Here is an 18,304-nt window from a genome sequence, read left to right as displayed (position 1 = left end):
ATGAACGACCGTTCCGGGCTGTGGTCCCGTCTCGCCCGCCTCTGGCGCCATCGCTGGACCGACGAGGCGGCGGTGCGACGCGTGCTGAGCGATGCCGCGCTGGAACGGCTGGGGCGTCGCGTCGGCGCCAGCGAACGACGCCACCATGGCGAGATCCGCATCTGCGTCGAGGCCGCGCTGCCATCGAGCTACCTGTGGCGCGGCGCGCCGGTGCGCGAGCGGGCGTTGTCGATGTTCGGCAAGCTGCGTGTCTGGGACACCGAGCACAACAACGGCGTGCTGGTCTACCTGATGCTGGCCGAGCATGCGATCGAGATCGTGGCCGACCGTGGCATCGACCGCCACGTCGATGCCGCCGAATGGGCCGCCATGGCCGCGCGCATGGCGGCCGCCTTCAGGGAGGAGCGCTTCGAGGATGGCCTGACCCAGGCGCTCGAGGAGGTCTCGGCCTTGCTGGTGGCGCATTTCCCGCGTGCCGCCGACGAGATCGAGCGCAACGAGCTGCCCGACGCGCCCGTGGTGGTCTGAGGCGTCGTGCTCAGCCCGGCGGCAAACGCCAGACCGCGTCGCCGCCCACCGCGTGGAAGCGGCGGCCGGCGCCGGGCGGCACGTGCCAGCCGCCGGTGAACTCGCCGAAGGCCGGCAGGATCGCCTGGTCGCCCTCCTGCAGGAAACAAGGCAGGCGCATCCGGTCCCGGCCCGGACCCTGCAGGCTGCATACCGGATGCACGTGGCCGGCGAGCACGAACAGGCCCGGGTGCGTCTGCGGATGGTGGCAGCAGGCGAACGGCCCGATGCGATGCGGCTCGTCGACCACCTCGATGTCCAGCGACATCGGCGGGTCGCCCGCGCGGCTGTCGTGGTTGCCGCGCACCAAGGTCAATGCCAGCATCGCGTGGCGCGCGCGCCAGTCGTCGAGCGCCGCCAGCACCTGGGGCGTGCGCGCCTGCGCGGCATGCAGGAAGTCGCCCAGGAAGACGATGCCCGCGGGCGCTTGGCGCGCGATCAGGGCATCCAGGCGCGCCAGGTTCTCCTGCGTGGTGCCGCCCGGCACCGGCTGGCCCAGCGCGCGGTACGTGGCGGCCTTGCCCAGGTGCAGGTCGGCCACGAACAGCAGCCGGCGCGCCGGCCACCACAGCGCCCGCTCGGGCAGCAGGTCGACGGCCTCGCCGGCCCAGTCGGCGCGGCAGGCGCGCGGAGCCGTCCGGGTCCGTTCGAGTGTCGGCGACGGTGCCACTAGACGATCGAGAAGTGCTCGGTGCCCGCGCACAGGTCCTTGGACCGCGCGCGCCGGCTGTTGAGCTTGACCTGCAGGCGCAGGTCGTTGGCGGAGTCGGCATTGCGGATCGCCTCGTCCAGCGAGATCGACTCGGCCTCGAACAGGTCGAACAGCGCCTGGTCGAAGGTCTGCATGCCCAGGTTGCGGCTCTTCTTCATGATCTCCTTGATCTCGCCGACCTCGGCCTTCATGACCAGGTCTGAGATCAGCGGCGTGTTCAGCAGCACCTCGAACGCCGCCACGCGGCCCAGGCAGTCCTCGGTCGGGACCAGGCGCTGCGAGATCATCGAGCGCAGGTTGAGCGACAGGTCCATCAGCAATTGCGTGCGCCGCTCCTCGGGGAAGAAGTTGATGATGCGATCGAGCGCCTGGTTGGCACTGTTGGCGTGCAGCGTGGCCATGCACAGGTGGCCGGTCTCGGCGAAGGCGACGGCATGCTCCATGGTCTCGCGATCGCGGATCTCGCCCATCAGGATCACGTCGGGTGCCTGGCGCAGCGTGTTCTTGAGCGCCGCCTCCCAGCTGTCGGTGTCGATGCCGACCTCGCGCTGCGTCACCACGCAGTTCTTGTGCGGATGCACGAACTCGATCGGGTCCTCGACCGTCACGATGTGGCCGAACGAGTTCTGGTTGCGCCAGTCGACCATGGCCGCCAGGGTGGTGGACTTGCCCGAGCCGGTCGCGCCGGCCAGGATGACGAGGCCGCGCTTGGTCATCGCCACGTCCTTCAGCACCTGCGGCATGCCCATGTCGTCGACCGTCGGGATGGTGCCCGGGATGGTCCGCAGCACCATGCCGACTCGGCCCTGCTGGACGAAGGCATTGACGCGGAAGCGGCCGATGCCCGTGGGCGAGATGGCGAAGTTGCACTCCTTGGTGCGCTCGAACTCGGCCATCTGGCGATCGTTCATGATCGCGCGCGTCAGGGCCAGCGTGTGGTTGGCGCCGAGCGACTGCGCCGACACCTTCACGATGCGGCCGTCGACCTTGATGGCGGGCGGGAAGTCCGCCGTGATGAACATGTCGCTGCCCTTGCGGCTCACCATGAGACGCAGCAGGTCGTTGATGAACTGGCTGGCTTGATCGCGTTCCATGCGGGTCTCCGGCGAGGGGCGGGGTGATGCGGGTGGGAATGATCGCGGGATTCGGAATCCGGGACGTTCAGCCCGGGAAATTTTCCGGTGTCTTGGCCTTGCCCCGCGCCTCGGCCGCCGATATCAGACCACGGCGCACGAGATCGGCGAGATTCTGGTCGAGCGTCTGCATGCCCTGGCCCTGGCCGGTCTGGATCGTCGAGTACATCTGCGCGACCTTGCCCTCGCGGATCAGGTTGCGGATGGCGGCGGTGCCCAGCATGATCTCGTGGGCGGCCACGCGGCCCTGGCCGTCCTTGGTCTTGCACAGCGTCTGGGAGATCACGGCCTGCAGCGATTCGGACAGCATGGCCCGGATCATGTCCTTCTCCTCGCCCGGGAACACGTCGATGATCCGGTCGATGGTCTTGGCCGCCGAGGAGGTGTGCAGCGTGCCGAAGACCAGGTGGCCGGTCTCGGCCGCCGTCATGGCCAGGCGGATGGTCTCCAGGTCCCGCATCTCGCCCACCAGGATCGCATCGGGGTCCTCGCGCAGGGCCGAACGCAGCGCCGCGGCGAACGACAGCGTCATCGGCCCGACCTCGCGCTGATTGATCAGGCACTTCTTGGACTCGTGCACGAACTCGATCGGATCCTCCACCGTGAGGATGTGGCCGTATTCGGTCTCGTTGAGGTAGTTGACCATCGCCGCCAAGGTGGTCGACTTGCCCGAGCCGGTCGGCCCGGTCACCAGCACCAGGCCGCGCGGCCGCAGGGCGAGTTCGCCGAAGATCCGGGGCGCGCCGAGCTGCTCCAGCGTCAGGATCTTCGACGGGATGGTCCGGAACACCGCCGCCGCGCCACGGCCCTGGTTGAAGGCATTGACCCGGAAGCGCGCCAGACCGTCGATCTCGAAGGAGAAATCGACCTCCAGGAATTCCTCGTAATGCTTGCGGTGCGTGTCGCTCATGATGTCGTACACCATGGCGTGCACCGCCTTGTGGTCCAGCGCCTCGACATTGATGCGCCGCACGTCGCCATGGACGCGGATCATCGGCGGCAGCCCGGCCGACAGGTGCAGGTCGGAGGCCTTGTTCTTCACGCTGAAAGCCAGCAGCTGGGTGATGTCCACGAAAGTCCTTGTGACGTTTTGATACGAGTTTGCAAATTATGACGATGATTGCCGAGAACCTCCACCAAGTTCGCACTCGCATCGCCGCGGCGGCCCGTTCCGCCGGCCGGCCCGAGGGCGCCGTGCGCCTGCTGGCAGTGTCCAAGACTTTCGACGCCCCGGCGGTGCGCGCGGCTTTCGAGGCCGGCCTCACGGCTTTCGGCGAGAACTACGTGCAGGAGGGCGTCGCCAAGATCGAGGCGCTGGCCGACCTGCGCGACCGGCTGGAGTGGCACTGCATCGGTCCGCTGCAGAGCAACAAGACGCGCGTCGTGGCCGAGCAGTTCGACTGGGTCCATGGCATCGACCGCCTCAAGATCGCCCAGCGGCTGTCCGAGCAGCGGCCGGCGGGATTGCCGCCGCTCCAGGTGTGCCTGCAGGTCAACGTCGACGGTGGCGCCAACAAGTCGGGCGTGGGGGTGGACGAGGCGCCGGACCTGGCGCGCGCGGTGGCGGCGCTGCCGCGGCTCGCGCTGCGCGGGATCATGGCGATCCCCGAGCCAGCATCGGACTTCGACGCGCAGCGCGAACTGTTCCTGCGCGCGACGGCGGTCTTCGAGCGCATCCGCGCCGACGGCATCGCGCTGGACACCCTGTCGATGGGCATGAGCGCCGACCTCGAGGCGGCCGTCGCGGCGGGCAGCACCATGGTGCGGGTGGGTACGGCGCTCTTCGGCGGCCGGCCGCCGAAGGAGCCCGTTGCCGCCCGCGCATAACGTCCCACGTCTCGCGCATGACGGATGGCGCCGGGTCCGGGGCGGGGCTATCGTCACGGTCACCACAACCCCGGAACACCGCCATGAGCGAGAAGCTGTCCTTCGTCTCCCCCACCGCCAACAGCCCTTGGGGGACCTACCTGTCGCAGGTCGACCGCGTCATCCCGTACCTGGGCAACCTGGCGCGCTGGGCCGAGACGCTCAAGCGGCCCAAGCGGGCGCTGATCGTCGACGTGCCCATCGAGATGGACGACGGCCGCATCGCCCACTACGAGGGCTACCGCGTGCAGCACAACCTCTCGCGCGGTCCGGGCAAGGGCGGCGTGCGCTTCCACCCCGACGTCACGCTGGAGGAGGTGATGGCGCTGTCGGCCTGGATGACCGTCAAGTGCGCGGCGGTGAACCTGCCCTACGGCGGCGCCAAGGGCGGCATCCGCGTCGACCCCAAGCAGCTGTCGCAGAAGGAGCTGGAGAAGATCACGCGCCGCTACACCAGCGAGATCGGCATCATCATCGGCCCGCAGCAGGACATCCCGGCACCCGATGTCAACACCAACGGCCAGATCATGGCCTGGATGATGGACACCTACTCGATGAACGTCGGCGGCACCGCCACCGGCGTCGTCACCGGCAAGCCGCTGCACCTGGGCGGCTCGCTCGGGCGCGTGAAGGCCACCGGGCGCGGCGTCTTCGTCACCGGACGCGAGGCGGCGCGCCGCCTCGGGCTCGACCTGCGCGGCGCGCGCGTGGCGGTGCAGGGCTTCGGCAACGTCGGCTCGGTGGCGGCCGAACTCTTCGCCGAGGCGGGCGCGAGGATCGTCGCGGTGCAGGACCACACCGGCACCATCGTCAACGAGAACGGCCTGAACCTCGAGACCCTGATCCCGCTGTCGCGCACCGATGGCGTCGTCGGCTTCAGCGATGGCGAGGTGATCGACAACGAGGATTTCTGGGACGTCGCCTGCGACATCCTGATCCCGGCCGCGCTCGAGGGCCAGATCACCGCCGAGCGCGCGGCACGCACGCCGGCGCGCCTGGTGCTCGAAGGCGCCAACGGCCCGACCGTGCCGACGGCCGACGACATCCTGGCCGAGCGCGGCGTGCTGGTGGTGCCCGACGTGATCTGCAACGCCGGCGGCGTGACGGTGAGCTACTTCGAGTGGGTGCAGGACTTCTCGTCGTTCTTCTGGGACGAGGACGAGATCAACGTGCGGCTCGATCGCATCATGATGAACGCGCTCAACCAGATCTGGGACACCGCCGACAAGCACAGGATCTCGCTGCGCACCGCCACCTACGCGGTCGCCTGCGAGCGCATCCTGACGGCGCGGGCCGAGCGCGGCCTGTACCCCTGAGCATCGCGGCCACGGCTCTGCTTCGGCGTCCGGGCCATGGTCGACGATCGAGCGGGAACGCGCGACGCGCCTTGCGCGCGTCGCCCGGGGAACATCGGCGCGGCGGCCGGCTCGAAGAGGCCCCGGCCCGCGCCGGGCCTTTTCCCGATCGCACCCGGATAGCATTCATCGCCGATGGCCTCCCTTTCCGTTTCCCTCCCTCCCGCGGCCCCCGCGCTCCGCCGTCCGCCGGCCCGGTTGCCGGCCTGCGCCGCCCTCGTGCTCGCGCTCGCGCTCGCCGGTTGCGGCTCCACGCCCAAGCGCGTGAACTACGACCCGGAGGAATTCGATTCCACCACCACCCACGCACGCAGCTATGCGGCCACCGAGGCGCAGACCTGCGAAGCCGCGCGCCGGGCCCTGCTCAGCCAGGGCTATCTCATCAGCGCGGCCAATGCCGACCTGGTGACCGGGCGCAAGAACTTCCAGCCGGCGGCCGAGGTGCATGTCGAAGTCGAGTTCCGCGTCGTCTGCGCGCACGAGGGCGCCTCCGAGGGCGGCGCGGCGAAATCGGCGGCGGGTGGACGCGGCAAGGGCGTGGCGCCGCGCTCGATCGCCTTCGTCACCGCGCTGCAGGACCGCTATGGCATCAAGAAGACCAACAACTCGGCCACGCTGGGTGTCGGCGCATTGGGATCGGTCTCGCTGCCGTTCTCCTCGAGCGACGACGCGATGGTCAAGGTGGCGAGCGAGACGCTGACCGACGAGCGCTTCTACGAGCGCTTCTTCGCGCTGCTCGATCGCTTCCTGATGCGCGGCGTGGCCAGCGACGTGGTCGAGGCCGTCGAGCCGCAGCGCGAGTCGCCGGCCCTGGTGGCGAACTCCGGCGCCGTGGTGACGGCCCCGGTGACGGCTCCCGTCGCGCCGATCACCCGGCCGCTGGAGGCGCCACCGGCCGCCATCCCGCCGGAGACCGCCGCCTCGCTCGCCACGCCGGCGGTGCCCGCCGCGCCGACGGTGCCGACGGGACCGATGGCGCCCTGAGAACGCCGCCTCAGGTACCGCCGCGCTCGATCCCCTGGAGCGCGTCGCGGAGCTCGTCGAGGCCGAAGGGCTTCTGCAGCCACAGCGTGCCGGGCATCGGCTGGCTCGGCCGGGGCCGGCCGGTCGCGAAGATCACGCGCAACTTGCGCCGGGCCTGCAGGATTTCCACCAGGTCGATGCCCGACAGGGCCGGCAGTCCGATGTCGGTCAGGAGCACGTCGAAGGCGCCATCGATGAAGCGATCGCGCGCCACTTCGGCGCTCTTGACGCCGGCGGCCCAGTGACCGAGGACCTCCAGCATGTCCACCGTGGCTGCGAGCACGGCCGGATCGTCCTCGACGACCAGGACGCGCAGCGCCCGGGCCGGTGAATCCTCGTGGGCTTCTTGCGGATGGGGACGGGTCAGGGTTGGCATGGGTCTGGAATCTACTCGCCCGCGTGCCCGGATGCTGTCCGCCAGCACCACTGTGGTCGTAGGAACCGTCTTGTTCAGCGCTGCAGCGTCGATTTCCCCAGCATGCTCTCGATCAGTTCCACCGCGACCTCGCCGGTGCGGTTGCGCACGTCCAGCGCCGGATTGACCTCCACCACGTCGAGCGAGCGCAGCCGCCCGGTGTCGGCGATCATCTCCATGCACAGCTGCATCTCGCGGTAGGTCGGTCCGCCGCGCACGCCGGTGCCGACGCCGGGCGCGTCGGCCGGATCCAGGCAGTCGACGTCGAAGCTGACGTGCAGGTGGGTGTCCTCGTCGATGTCCTGCAGGGCCTCGGTCATGGTGTTGCGCATGCCGTGCTCGTCGATGTGGCGCATGTCGAAGACGGTCAGGCCGAGCTGGCGGATGGCCTTCTTCTCGTCGGCGTCGACGCTGCGGATGCCCAGGAAGCGGATGTCGTCGGGCGCCAGCGCGGCGCGCGGTCCGCTCCAGCCGGTCAGCGCCGCCGGGCCGTGACCCAGCAGGCAGGCCACCGGCATGCCGTGCAGGTTGCCGCTGGGGCTGGTGGTCTCGGTATTGACGTCGGTATGGGCATCGAGCCACAGCACGCGCAGCTTCTGGCCGCGCTGGCGCGCATGCCACGCCACCGCGCTGATCGAGCCGACGGCCAGGCAGTGATCGCCCCCCATCATGATCGGCAGGTGCCCGGCGCCCAGTGCCGCGTCGACGGCGTCGTACACCGCGCGGTTCCAGGCCACGGTCTCGTCGAGGTGGCGCAGGCCGGCGGCCGGCTTCGCCCACGGAGTGGCCGGACCGGCCAGGTTGCCGGCATCGACGACGCCGAAGCCCAGCCGGGCCAGGGTGCCGGCGATGTCGGCCACGCGCAGGGCGTCAGGGCCCATGCCGGCGCCGCGCACGCTGGCGCCGATGTCGGTCGGCGCGCCGATGAGTTCCAGGGTGGTCGGCATCGCGGTCACGGTCGGCGCAAGGGGCGAGGGCGGTGTCGTCATGGGTCGAGCCTACCAGCCGATCGCGATGCTCCGGGCCGAATCCGGCCGGCCTCAGATCGCCTGCAGCAGCCGGAAGACCAGCGGCATGAGCAGCGCCGCCAGCACCACCTGCAGACCCAGCGCCAGGCCGGCATAGGCGCCGGCGTCGGCGTTCACGTGCAGTGCCCGGGCCGCGCCGATGCCGTGCGCCGCCGTGCCGAGCGCGAAACCGCGCGCGGCCCAGCCCTCGGACGTGGTGCCGATGCGCAACAGGTCGAACAGGTACTTGCCCGACAACGCGCCGACCATGCCGGTCAGCACCGCGAACACGGCCGACAGCGCGGGAATGCCGCCGATCTTCTCGGCGATGCCCATCGCCACCGGTGCCGTCACCGACTTGGGCGCTAGCGACAGCACCACGTCGTGCGGCAGGCCCAGCGCCCAGGCCAGCCCCAGGGCCGACAGGGAGGCCGCCGCGCCGCCCAGCAGCGAGGCCAGCAGCACCCGCGCGAGCCGCCGCCGCAGCTCGGCGCGGCGCAGCCACAGCGGCCAGGCCAGGGCGACCACGGCCGGTCCCAGCAGGAAATGGATGAATTGCGCGCCGGCGAAGTAGGTCGGGTAGTCGACCCCGGTGGCCAGCAGCCCGCCGGCGATGGCGACCACCGACCACATCACCGGATTGGCCCACGGCGCGTTGTCCAGCCGCGCGTAGAGGGCCTGCGCCACGATGTAGACCACCAGCGTCGCCGTCAGGCCGAACAGCGGCGTGGCGGAGAGATAGATCCAGAGTTCGACGAAGCGCGGCATGGGACCTCAGCGGGTGTCGTCGGACGCGCCGGTCGCGCCGGCCGATTCCGAAAGCGCTTCCGCGGCCGGCCCGGCGCGGCGGCGTGGCAGGCCATACAGCACCAGCGCCGTCACGGCCAGGCCGATCCAGGTCGACAGCACGATCACCAGCAGCATCCGGCCGCCGTATTCGCTCAGCAGCGCCAGGTGCGTCATCACGCCGACGCCCACCGGGATGAACAGCAGCGACAGGTGCGAGAGCAGGAACTGCGCGCAGTCGCCCACCGGCTCGCGCACGATCGCGAAGCGCAACGCGACCAGCAGCAGCACCAGTCCCACCACCGGCCCGGGCAGGGGCAGCGAGAAGCCGCGCGAGACCAGTTCGCCGATCGACTGGAAGATCAGCAGCCAGGCCAGCCCGCGCAGTCCCTTCATGCCGCGACCCGCATGCGTCCTAGAAGCGCGGCAGGTCGGCGAACGGCTGGGTGGCGCCGGCGCGGAACACCTGGCGGCCGTACTCGGCGCAGCGCTGCAGGGTGGGGATCACCTTGCCGGGGTTGAGCATCCCGGCCAGATCGAAGGCGCGCTTGACGCCGAACATGGTCTCGTTCTCGGCCGCCGTGAACTGTACGCACATGCTGTTGAGCTTCTCCACGCCGACGCCGTGCTCGCCCGAGACCGTGCCGCCCATCGCCACGCTGGTCTCCAGGATGTCGGCGCCGAAGAGCTCGCAGCGATGCAGCTCGTCGGGGTCGTTGGCATCGAACAGCACCAGCGGATGCAGGTTGCCGTCGCCGGCATGGAACACGTTGCAGCAGCGCAGGTCGTACTTGATCTCCATCTGCTGGATGGCCAGCAGGATGTCGGCCAGGCGCTTCCTGGGGATGGTCGAGTCCAGGCACATGTAGTCGGGACTGATGCGGCCCGAGGCGGGAAAGGCGTTTTTGCGCCCGCTCCAGAACTTCAGGCGCTCGTCCTCGCTCTCGCTGACGGCGATGGCGGTCGCGCCGCAGCCGCGCAGCACGGCGGTCATGCGGCCGATCTCCTCCTCGACCTCCTCGGGCGTGCCATCGGATTCGCACAGCAGGATGGCGGCGGCCGTGAGGTCGTAGCCGGCGCGCACGAAGTCCTCGACGGCGGCGGTCATGGGCTTGTCCATCATCTCCAGGCCGGCCGGGATGATGCCCGCGGCGATCACGGCGGCGACCGCGTCGCCGGCCTTCCGCACGTCGTCGAAGCTGGCCATGATGCAGCGCGCGAGCTGCGGCTTGGGCACCAGCTTCACCGTCACCTCCAAGGTGACGGCCAGCATGCCCTCGCTGCCGACCACCAGCGCCAGCAGGTCGAGCCCGGGGCTGTCGAGCGCCTCGCCGCCGAATTCGATCGGCTCGCCCTCGGCCGTGAAGCCGCGCACGCGCATCACGTTGTGCAGGGTCAGGCCGTATTTCAGGCAGTGCACGCCGCCGGAGTTCTCCGCCACGTTGCCGCCGATGGTGCAGGCGATCTGGCTCGAGGGATCGGGCGCGTAGTAGAGGTTGAACGGCGCGGCCGCCTCGCTGATGGCCAGGTTGCGCACGCCGCACTGCACCACCGCCGTGCGGCTGACGGGGTCGACCTTCAGGATGCGGTTGAACTTGGCCAGCGACATCGTGACCCCGGTCGGGTCGGGCATGGCGCCACCGGACAGGCCCGTGCCCGCGCCGCGCGCCACCACCGGCACGCCCAGGCCATGGCAGGTCGCGAGCACGGCGGCCACCTGGGCCTCGGTCTCGGGCAGCACCACCACCAGCGGCCGCGCCCGGTAGGCGGTCAGGCCATCGCACTCATAGGGCGTGGTGTCCTCCTCGTGCCAGATGAGGGCGTGCGCCGGCAGATGCGGTCGCAGGGCGGCGACGATCTGCGACTGGCGTTCGGAGCGCTGCAGCAGCGCGTGCTGGTCGGGCGTGGCGGGGGCGTTCATGGCGCCACTCTAAGCCAAGCGCGCCATCCGCGGAACCTCGTCGCCAAACACCCTGGAGCCTTATTTGGCCACTCTGCCAGGGACACCGCGGAACCGGCTTCGCCGGGCTGCCGGTGTCGCCCCCGGAAGGGGGTTGGCGCAGCGACACGAAGTGCGCGAAGACCGGGGGTGAGCCCTGTCTACTTGAACACCACCGTCTTGTGGCCGTTCATGAGCACGCGCCGCTCGCTGTGCCACTTGACGGCGCGGGCGAGCACCTGGCTCTCGGTGTCGCGTCCGCGGGCGGTGAGGTCCTCCACCGTGTCGGTGTGGTCGGCGCGCGCCACGTCCTGCTCGATGATCGGGCCCTCGTCGAGATCCGCCGTCACGTAGTGGGCCGTGGCGCCGATCAGCTTCACGCCGCGGTCGTGCGCCTGGTAGTAGGGCTTGGCGCCCTTGAAGCTGGGCAGGAACGAGTGGTGGATGTTAATCGCGCGCCCGGCCAGCCGCGCGCACAGGTCGTTGCTCAGCACCTGCATGTAGCGCGCCAGCACGACCAGCTCGGCGCCTTCGGACTCGACGATCTCCAGCTGCCGCGCCTCGGCCTGCGGCTTGGTCTGCGCCGTCACCGGGATGTGGTGGAACGGCACGTTGTAGCTGGCGGCGAGCTGGTAGAAGTCGCGGTGGTTCGAGACGATGGCGCGCACGTCGATGGCCAGCAGGCCGCTCTTCCAGCGGAACAGCAGGTCGTTCAGGCAGTGGCCGTCGCGGCTCACCAGGATCACCGTCTTCATCGGCTGGCCGGCGTCGTGCAGCTTCCATTCCATGCCGAAGGTCCGGCCGAGCTCGGCCATCTGCGCGCACAACTGCGCGTGGTCGTGGGCGTCGCAGGCGAAGCGCACGCGCATGAAGAACAGGCCGGTGCCATGGTCGTTGTATTGCGCGGCTTCCTCGATGTTGCCGCCGCGTTCGAGCAGGAAGCCCGAGACGGCATGCACGATGCCCGTGCGGTCGGGGCAGGAAAGGGTCAGGATGTAGGCGGATGTCATGGCGCCGCCGATTGTCGCGGATGCCAGAATGATCGTTCGTCCGACCCTCCCGACACCCATCATCCCCAGAGGAACGCCTCATGGCCCACGACTTCAACCTGGACAACCAGTGGTTGCCCTTCACCCCCAACCGGGCCTTCCGCAAGGACCCGCGCGTGTTCGTCGCCGCCGACGGCATGGAGTTCACCACCCACGACGGCCGCCGGGTCATCGACGGCATCTCGTCGCTCTGGTGCGTGGGCGCGGGCCACAACCGGCGGCAGATCAACGAGGCCATCAAGCGTCAGCTCGACACGCTCGACTACGCCACCGCCTTCCAGGTCAGCAACGACCGCGCCTTCGACGCCGCCGCGCGCATCGCCGCGCTGGCGCCGGGCGACCTGAACAAGGTGCTGTTCTGCAACTCCGGCAGCGAGGCCGCCGACACCTCGCTCAAGGTGGCGCTGGCCTATCACCGCGCGCGCGGCGAGGGCCATCGCAATGTCTTCATCGGTCGCGAGCGTGGCTATCACGGCGTCGGCTTCGGCGGCATGTCGGTCGGCGGCATCCCGGGCAACCGCAAGGCCTTCGGCTCGGCCTTCCTGCCGCGCGTGGACCACATGCGCTTCATCCACGATCCGGTCAACCACGCCTACATCCACAACCAGGAACCGGTCTGGGCCGAGGATCCGCTGGTCGAGCTGGAGAGCCGCATCCTGCCGCTGCACGACCCCAGCAACGTGGCCGCGATCATCGTCGAGCCGGTGGCCGGCTCGGCCGGCTGGTACCTGCCGCCGCAGGGCTACCTGAAGCGGCTGCGCGAGATCTGCGACAAGCACGGCATCCTGCTGATCTTCGACGAGGTCATCACCGGCTTCGGTCGCATGGGCACGCCCTTCGCGGCGGACTTCTACGGCGTCGTGCCCGACATGCTGAACTTCGCCAAGTGCGTCACCAACGGCGTCTTCCCGCTCGGTGGCGTGATCTGCCGCGACAAGCTCTACGACGCGATGATGAAGACCGACGCGCCCGAGCACGCGGTAGAGTTCTTCCATGGCTACACCTACTCGGGTCATCCGGTGGGCTGCGCGGCGGCCATCGCCACGCTCGACCTGTTCGAGGAGGAGCAGCTCTTCCAGCGCGCCGGCGAGATGGGGCCGGTGCTCGGCGACGCCTTCCACGGCGCGCTCACCGGCTTGCCCAATGTCATCGGCATCCGCAGCCTGGGCCTGGCGGCGGCGGTCGAACTGGCGCCGATCGCCGGCGCGCCGGGCAAGCGGGCCTACGACATCTTCGTCGACTGCTTCCATCGCGGCGCCCTGGTGCGTCCGGCCGGCGACGTGATCGTCCTCGCGCCGCCCTACATCGTCGAGAAGTCGCACATCGAGACATTGGTCGGCACGCTGGCCGATTCGATCCGCAAGTTCGCCTGATCGGCGACGCGCCGGCCGTTCAACGGGACGGCCGGAGCTCGGCGCAGAAGTCCTTCTCCGGCCGTGGCGGGGTCCGCCACGTGGCGTCGTAGCGGGTCGTGGACAGGACGTCGCCATTCGCATCGGACGCGGCGAGCAGGCGCAGGCTGCGCACCGTGACGTCGACCGGCAGGTGCTGCGGCACGCCCTGCTGCCGGTCGGCATGCGCGGCGCCGGTGACCAGCAGCACCGTGCGGCCGGGCCGGCGGGCCTTGACCACCGCCTGCGCCATGGCCCGGTCGCGCGCGATCTGCACGCGCGTCATGGGCACGATCCGCGCCTCGGGCAACAGGCCGCAGTGGCCGTCGCGCACGGCATCCTGCTGGGTCCGCAGGACGGCCGCGGGCAACTGCGCATCCAGCGAGACATCGGCCATGGCGTCCCGCATGCGCGCGCGAGGCAGGTTGGCGCCAGCGACCGGCACGCCCGCGCGCACGGCGGCCATCACGACCGGACCATGGGCACTCCAGGGCCAGGCGGTCTCGTCCCAGTTCAACGCGGCGCGGACCTGGGACTCGCTCGCCGCCGCATCCAGCCCCGAGGTGTCGCGACCCTCCTCGGCCATCTCGACGAGCAGGGCGGCAAGATGTCCGCGTGCCGACAGCATCTCCACGGCCGATCGTTCCAGCGCATGGTGCTCGGGGGCATCGTGCCGTTCGCCGATCAGCAGGACGTCGGTCGGCAGCAGGCCCGGCAGGCTGCGGGCGAACTGCGCCGCGTCGCCATCGTTCCGGATGTCGCCATGGCCTGGCGACGGAGTTGAAACGGCACAGCCGCCGAGCGCCAGGGTCAGCCCCAGGATGACGGCAGCGCAGGCCGAAGACGCGCCCGTGGACACGCGGCGCGCTCGATCAGTGGACCAGCACCGGGTTCTGGGCCAGCTCGGCATAGCCCTCGAGCGTGTCCTCGACTTCTTCCTGGGTCGGCGTGTTGAGCTGCCAGGCGGCGATCTGCTGCTGGAACAACTCGGCCCAGGAGCCATCGAGATAAACCTCCTTGCCGGAGCGCTTGTCCACGATCTCGAAGCCGTGGCGCGCCAGCACCGGCAGGTGCGGCTGGATCGGGGCTTCGCCCTCGGTGGGCTGCACATGCACGACGACATACGAATCGGAGTCGTAGAGCATGTTCATGGTGGGACCGGTGAGGATGTCGATGGCGTTCATGACGGTGTAGTTGGCAATCAAAGCGCCGGTTTCAAGGCGCCGTGCCGTCGCGCGATGGATATCGCGCCGGAAACGACACGCTTTCAACCTGCGCCTCAGCGACCAGGGGCGCCTGGCAGTGGTTCGCGCAACTGCATGTCGGCGAAGTCGCCGTTGGGCTGTGTCAACTTGATCCGTACCGGCAGATAACCCAGGCTCGGCGCCAGCCACAGTTCGACCGTGTCGTCGAAGGGCGCGCGGGCGTTGCGGGTCAGCCGGCGCCCGACGATCTCGCCCATCGGCAGGGCCAGGGTCTCCTCGGGACCGACCTTGAACAGCCAGATGTCCGCATCGCGCGGCCCCACCGTCTGCACCGCGATGGCGCCGTCCTGCGGATAACGCGCCGGATCGCCCGCGAGCAGCGCGCCGAGCTGCAGCATCACGCTCAGGCGATCCTGCGCGCCGGGCAGCAGCGCCACGCTCGGCGCGTTGTTGCTGAACACCACCTCGCCCCGATCACGCACGAAATGCGAGGCGACTTCGGTCTTGCGGGTGTCCGAGAAGCGCGCCGGCTCGATGCCGGTCGAACCGATGACGCCACTGCTGTGCTGCGTGCGCAGGGTCTTGAACAGGAAGCGCAGCGTCAGGTTGGCGTCGTAGGCACGGCCGTCCTGGGACCACACCAGTTCGCCGAACACGCCCTGCAACGGCACCGGGCCCTGCTGGCCGGTGACGTCGAACTTCAGCCGCACCGATGCCGGCACGTTCAAGGGCGCGTTCTCGGGACCGGGGCCGGAGGTGGCGGCCGGCGCGGCCGGGGGCGGCGCCCCCGTGGCGGCGGGCGGTCCGGCGGAGGGAGCCGCCGCCGGTTCGGCAGGGGCCGGACCCGCCGGCGCATCGGCCGTGGCGATCGATGCGTCGGTCGATGTTCCGGAGGGTGCGTCGGTCGCCATGGAAGGCGGTGCCGGGTCGGCCGGCGCCACCGCGACCGGTCGGTCCGGTCCGGGCACCGGCGTCGGAAGGAGGGGTGGCGCCGGTGCCGTGGGGTCCGGGTCGGGCACCGACGTGGCGGCGGTGACCGGTGGCGGGACCGGCACGATCGGCACGACCGGGGCGGCTGGCAGGGCTGGCGCAGGAGAAGCGCGGGGGCGGGGCGCGGGGGCGGGCTTCGCGGGCCGCGTCGGCGCCGTCCGCGCCGCCTCACGCGGCGCCGGCGCGATGGCGGGTCGAGGCTCGGCCGCCGGTGGTGCTTCCGGCGCCGCCGCGATCGTGCGCACGACGAGGCGCGCCGCGACCGGCGAGGGCGTCGCGCCGCCCGTCATCGGCACCGCGTCCAGCAGCAGCAGATGCACCCCGCCGACCACCAGTGTCAGCACCGCGAGCGTCCTCCACGATGCCCGGCGGCGTGTGCGGTCGCGCGTGGCCAGGGCCGCCGGATCGAGGGGCGGGACGGCGAGCGGGCGGGGCGGGGTGGAGGGGCTCATGGTGGTGGGGGCGGGACGGCACCGCAGGGGTCGATCTCGCTACACTGCCGCCCGTTCCCTCGGCCCCCAGTTTAGTCAGCGGCAACCCTGCCGCCGGTGCCGGGCCGGCGACCCGGCACGGCCCGGTCGCCACGGCTCCGCTTCCCGCCGCCATCCTTCCTTCCGCATGAAACTCGCCACCCTCCAGGACGGTTCGCGCGACGGCCAGCTGGTCGTCGTCTCGCGCGACCTCGCCGCCGCGCACTACGCCACCGGCATCGCCCACCGGCTGCAGCAGGTGCTCGACGACTGGGGCTTCCTCAGCCCCCAACTTCAGGAACTGTCCGATCGGCTCGACGCCGGCCGGACGCGCCACGCCTTCGCCTTCGATCCGGCGCAGTGCCTGGCGCCGCTGCCGCGCGCGTTCGAGCGGGTCGAGGGTCGTGCCTGGCCGTCGCTCGACGAGTTGGTGCCGGCCCAGGCCCACGCTCAGGCTCAGGCTCAGGACGAGCGCGAGGGCGAGGGCGGCGACCGGGGCGGCATGCTGCCGATGCTCGCTCCCCGCGCCGGCGAACTGCTCGGCCCGCGGACCCCGATCACGGTCGCGAGCGAAGCCGCCGGCATCGATTTCGGCGCCGGCATCGCGGTCGTCAGCGGCGACGTGCGGCGTGGCGCGACGCCCGCCCAGGCGCTCGAGGGCGTGCGCCTGCTGCTGCTGGTCAACGACATCCGGCTGCGCCACGTGCTGGCGGCCGAGCGCAGCCGGGGCGCCGCGCCGCTGCAGGGCCTGCCGGCCACGGCCTTCGGTCCGGTCGCCGTCACGCCCGACGAACTCGGCGGCGCCTGGCGCGGCGGTCGCGCGCATCTGGCGCTGCAGACGACCTGGAACGGTCGCAAGGTGGGCCAATGCGACACCGGGGAGGACATGCGCCTGCATTTCGGCGAACTCCTGGCGCACCTGGCGGCGACGCGTCCGGTGCGCGCGGGCACGCTGGTCGGCGCCGGCACCGTCGCCCATCCCGGCGTCGCGCGCAAGGACGGGCGCATCGACTGGCCCCGCGGCCACGCCAGCATCGCCGACCGGCGCGCCGCCGAGGTCCTGCGCGACGGCCGCGCCACGACCGAGTTCATGCATTTCGGCGACACGGTGCGCATCGAGGCCAAGGGGCCGGACGGGCGCTCGGTGTTCGGGGCGATCGAGCAGGAGGTGATCGCGGTCGGCGGGATGCCGGTCGATCCGCAGCGACTCCTGCCGCCGCAATCCTGAGTGCGGCCGCCGGCCTCTAGCCTCTAGCGTCCCAGCTCGGACACCAGCGACTTGACCCCCCGGATCATCATCTCCACCGACACCGCCACCAGGATCAGCCCCATCAGGCGTTCCAGCGCCAGCACGACACGGTCGCCGATGACGCGCTGGATGCGATCGGCCAGCACCAGCACCAGCGCGCAGACCCCCATCGTCACGCTCAGGGCGGCGATCCATTCGAGGCGCCGCTCGGGGGCCTGCGAGACCAGCAGCATCACGGTCGCCAGCGCCGAGGGGCCGGCCAGCGCCGGGATCGCCAGCGGCACGATCAATGGTTCGCGCTCGTCCTCGCTCTGGTAGGCCGCGCGATTCGGGAAGATCATGCGCAGCGCGATCAGGAACAGCACCACGGCGCCGGCGATCTGCAGCGACAGCCCCGAGAGTCCCATCACCCGCAGGAAGCGGTCGCCGACGAACATGAAGGCCAGCAGCAGGCCGAAGGCGATCGACACCTCGCGCAGGATCACCCGCGCGCGCCGCTCGGGCGCCACGTGGCGCAGCGCGTTGGCGAAGATCGGGATGTTGCCCAGCGGATCGCAGATGAGCAGCAGCAGGATGGTCGCCGAGGCGAAGGTGTACGTCACGTCACTTCACTCCACTTCCATGTCGGGAGGGGCCGGGGGCGCGGGTGTCGCCGGGCCGGCTCAGGTCGCGTAGGCGGCGGCGAAGGAGCGCAGGCCCTTGACCTCGATCGGATTGCCGAACGGATCGAGGAAGAACATCGTCCACTGCTCGCCGGGCTGGCCCTCGAAGCGCACCTGCGGCGCCAGCAGGAACTCGGTGCCGGCGGCGCGCAGGCGCTCGGCCAGGGCCTGCCAGTCGGGCAGTTCGAGCACGATGCCGAAGTGCGGCATCGGCACCATGACGTTGTCCACGCGGCCGGTGCGCGTGGTGGCGAAGGGCTCGCCCAGGTGCAGCGAGATCTGGTGGTTGAAGAAATCGAAGTCGACCCAGGTGTCGGTGCTGCGTCCTTCGGTGCAGCCGAGCGTGCCGCCATAGAAGCGGCGGGCGACGTCGAGGTCGCGGACGTGGAAGGCGAGGTGGAATAGGCTGTGCATGGCGTCGAATTATCTGCCCCGCCGGTGCAGGAATGCCCCTCTCGCAGCGACCGCCCCTGGAGTAAGCTGAC

Annotated in this window: 20 protein-coding genes; 6 read left to right on the top strand and 14 right to left on the bottom strand. The window is 70.6% G+C overall.

Annotation, left to right across the window (positions count from 1 at the left end):
* Complete coding sequence (locus tag AC1MLT_RS11495; RefSeq protein ID WP_481032365.1) at nucleotides 1-528, top strand: TPM domain-containing protein; 528 nt, start codon at nucleotides 1-3, stop codon at nucleotides 526-528.
* A 10-nt stretch (nucleotides 529-538) separates the two neighbouring features.
* Here AC1MLT_RS11495 and pdeM read toward each other — a convergent pair whose 3' ends face one another.
* The 3 genes from pdeM to AC1MLT_RS11480 form a co-directional block, all read right to left on the bottom strand.
* Nucleotides 539-1,237, bottom strand: a complete 699-nt coding sequence (gene pdeM, locus AC1MLT_RS11490; RefSeq protein ID WP_481032364.1) for a ligase-associated DNA damage response endonuclease PdeM — start codon at nucleotides 1,235-1,237, stop codon at nucleotides 539-541.
* Nucleotides 1,237-2,373 (bottom strand): PilT/PilU family type 4a pilus ATPase, encoded by a 1,137-nt coding sequence (locus AC1MLT_RS11485; protein WP_481032363.1) that lies wholly within the window; start codon nucleotides 2,371-2,373, stop codon nucleotides 1,237-1,239. The genes pdeM and AC1MLT_RS11485 overlap by 1 nt, the downstream gene beginning before the upstream one ends.
* Before the next feature lie 67 nt (nucleotides 2,374-2,440).
* Nucleotides 2,441-3,484 (bottom strand): type IV pilus twitching motility protein PilT, encoded by a 1,044-nt coding sequence (locus AC1MLT_RS11480; protein WP_481032362.1) that lies wholly within the window; start codon nucleotides 3,482-3,484, stop codon nucleotides 2,441-2,443.
* 38 nt (nucleotides 3,485-3,522) lie between these two features.
* Between AC1MLT_RS11480 and AC1MLT_RS11475 the strand changes: the two genes are divergently transcribed.
* The 3 genes from AC1MLT_RS11475 to AC1MLT_RS11465 all read left to right on the top strand — a co-directional run bounded on the left by AC1MLT_RS11475 (nucleotide 3,523) and on the right by AC1MLT_RS11465 (nucleotide 6,617).
* Nucleotides 3,523-4,239 (top strand): YggS family pyridoxal phosphate-dependent enzyme, encoded by a 717-nt coding sequence (locus AC1MLT_RS11475; protein WP_481032361.1) that lies wholly within the window; start codon nucleotides 3,523-3,525, stop codon nucleotides 4,237-4,239.
* An 83-nt stretch (nucleotides 4,240-4,322) separates the two neighbouring features.
* Entirely contained in the window at nucleotides 4,323-5,594 is a 1,272-nt protein-coding gene (locus AC1MLT_RS11470; protein WP_481032360.1) for a Glu/Leu/Phe/Val family dehydrogenase, read from the top strand.
* A 174-nt stretch (nucleotides 5,595-5,768) separates the two neighbouring features.
* Nucleotides 5,769-6,617, top strand: a complete 849-nt coding sequence (locus AC1MLT_RS11465; RefSeq protein ID WP_481032359.1) for a DUF2242 domain-containing protein — start codon at nucleotides 5,769-5,771, stop codon at nucleotides 6,615-6,617.
* A 10-nt stretch (nucleotides 6,618-6,627) separates the two neighbouring features.
* Here the strand turns inward: AC1MLT_RS11465 and AC1MLT_RS11460 are convergent, their stop codons facing one another.
* The 6 genes from AC1MLT_RS11460 to purU all read right to left on the bottom strand — a co-directional run bounded on the left by AC1MLT_RS11460 (nucleotide 6,628) and on the right by purU (nucleotide 11,813).
* Complete coding sequence (locus AC1MLT_RS11460) at nucleotides 6,628-7,032, bottom strand: response regulator (protein ID WP_481032358.1); 405 nt, start codon at nucleotides 7,030-7,032, stop codon at nucleotides 6,628-6,630.
* A gap of 74 nt (nucleotides 7,033-7,106) precedes the next feature.
* Nucleotides 7,107-8,018 carry an arginase gene (gene rocF, locus AC1MLT_RS11455; RefSeq protein WP_481034985.1) on the bottom strand — a complete coding sequence of 304 codons (912 nt, stop codon included), beginning with the start codon at nucleotides 8,016-8,018 and terminating at the stop codon, nucleotides 7,107-7,109.
* Nucleotides 8,019-8,111: 93 nt separating this feature from the next.
* A complete protein-coding gene (locus tag AC1MLT_RS11450; RefSeq protein ID WP_481032357.1) occupies nucleotides 8,112-8,846 on the bottom strand; it encodes an LrgB family protein in 735 nt (244 codons plus the stop codon).
* Between the two features lie 6 nt (nucleotides 8,847-8,852).
* Nucleotides 8,853-9,260, bottom strand: coding sequence for a CidA/LrgA family protein (locus tag AC1MLT_RS11445; RefSeq protein ID WP_481032356.1), 408 nt, complete (start codon nucleotides 9,258-9,260; stop codon nucleotides 8,853-8,855).
* Between the two features lie 19 nt (nucleotides 9,261-9,279).
* Nucleotides 9,280-10,785, bottom strand: a complete 1,506-nt coding sequence (locus AC1MLT_RS11440; protein ID WP_481032355.1) for an FAD-linked oxidase C-terminal domain-containing protein — start codon at nucleotides 10,783-10,785, stop codon at nucleotides 9,280-9,282.
* A gap of 179 nt (nucleotides 10,786-10,964) precedes the next feature.
* Nucleotides 10,965-11,813, bottom strand: coding sequence for a formyltetrahydrofolate deformylase (purU, locus tag AC1MLT_RS11435; RefSeq protein ID WP_481032354.1), 849 nt, complete (start codon nucleotides 11,811-11,813; stop codon nucleotides 10,965-10,967).
* An 80-nt stretch (nucleotides 11,814-11,893) separates the two neighbouring features.
* Between purU and aptA the strand changes: the two genes are divergently transcribed.
* Entirely contained in the window at nucleotides 11,894-13,225 is a 1,332-nt protein-coding gene (gene aptA / locus AC1MLT_RS11430; protein WP_481032353.1) for an omega-aminotransferase AptA, read from the top strand.
* 19 nt (nucleotides 13,226-13,244) lie between these two features.
* On the opposite strand, the gene AC1MLT_RS11425 is transcribed toward aptA, so the two are convergent.
* The 3 genes from AC1MLT_RS11425 to AC1MLT_RS11415 all read right to left on the bottom strand — a co-directional run bounded on the left by AC1MLT_RS11425 (nucleotide 13,245) and on the right by AC1MLT_RS11415 (nucleotide 15,890).
* Nucleotides 13,245-14,102: a ChaN family lipoprotein gene (locus AC1MLT_RS11425; protein ID WP_481032352.1), complete on the bottom strand. Its 858-nt coding sequence runs from the start codon at nucleotides 14,100-14,102 to the stop codon at nucleotides 13,245-13,247.
* Between the two features lie 13 nt (nucleotides 14,103-14,115).
* Nucleotides 14,116-14,427 (bottom strand): BTH_I0359 family protein, encoded by a 312-nt coding sequence (locus AC1MLT_RS11420; RefSeq protein WP_481032351.1) that lies wholly within the window; start codon nucleotides 14,425-14,427, stop codon nucleotides 14,116-14,118.
* 95 nt (nucleotides 14,428-14,522) lie between these two features.
* The gene (locus AC1MLT_RS11415) at nucleotides 14,523-15,890 is read right to left on the bottom strand and encodes a DUF3108 domain-containing protein (protein WP_481032350.1); all 1,368 of its coding nucleotides are present in this window, start codon (nucleotides 15,888-15,890) and stop codon (nucleotides 14,523-14,525) included.
* A 166-nt stretch (nucleotides 15,891-16,056) separates the two neighbouring features.
* On the opposite strand from AC1MLT_RS11415, the gene AC1MLT_RS11410 reads away from it, so the two are divergent.
* Nucleotides 16,057-17,136, top strand: a complete 1,080-nt coding sequence (locus AC1MLT_RS11410) for a fumarylacetoacetate hydrolase family protein (RefSeq protein ID WP_481032349.1) — start codon at nucleotides 16,057-16,059, stop codon at nucleotides 17,134-17,136.
* A 23-nt stretch (nucleotides 17,137-17,159) separates the two neighbouring features.
* Here AC1MLT_RS11410 and AC1MLT_RS11405 read toward each other — a convergent pair whose 3' ends face one another.
* The gene (locus AC1MLT_RS11405; RefSeq protein WP_481032348.1) at nucleotides 17,160-17,759 is read right to left on the bottom strand and encodes a MarC family protein; all 600 of its coding nucleotides are present in this window, start codon (nucleotides 17,757-17,759) and stop codon (nucleotides 17,160-17,162) included.
* 60 nt (nucleotides 17,760-17,819) lie between these two features.
* Nucleotides 17,820-18,233, bottom strand: coding sequence for a VOC family protein (locus AC1MLT_RS11400; protein WP_481032347.1), 414 nt, complete (start codon nucleotides 18,231-18,233; stop codon nucleotides 17,820-17,822).
* Nucleotides 18,234-18,304: the final 71 nt, after the last annotated feature.

The sequence above is a fragment of the Variovorax sp. PEI5 genome (assembly GCF_056679935.1).
The sequence above is the reverse complement of the archived record's forward strand: the minus strand, read 5'-3'. Positions and strand labels throughout refer to the sequence as shown.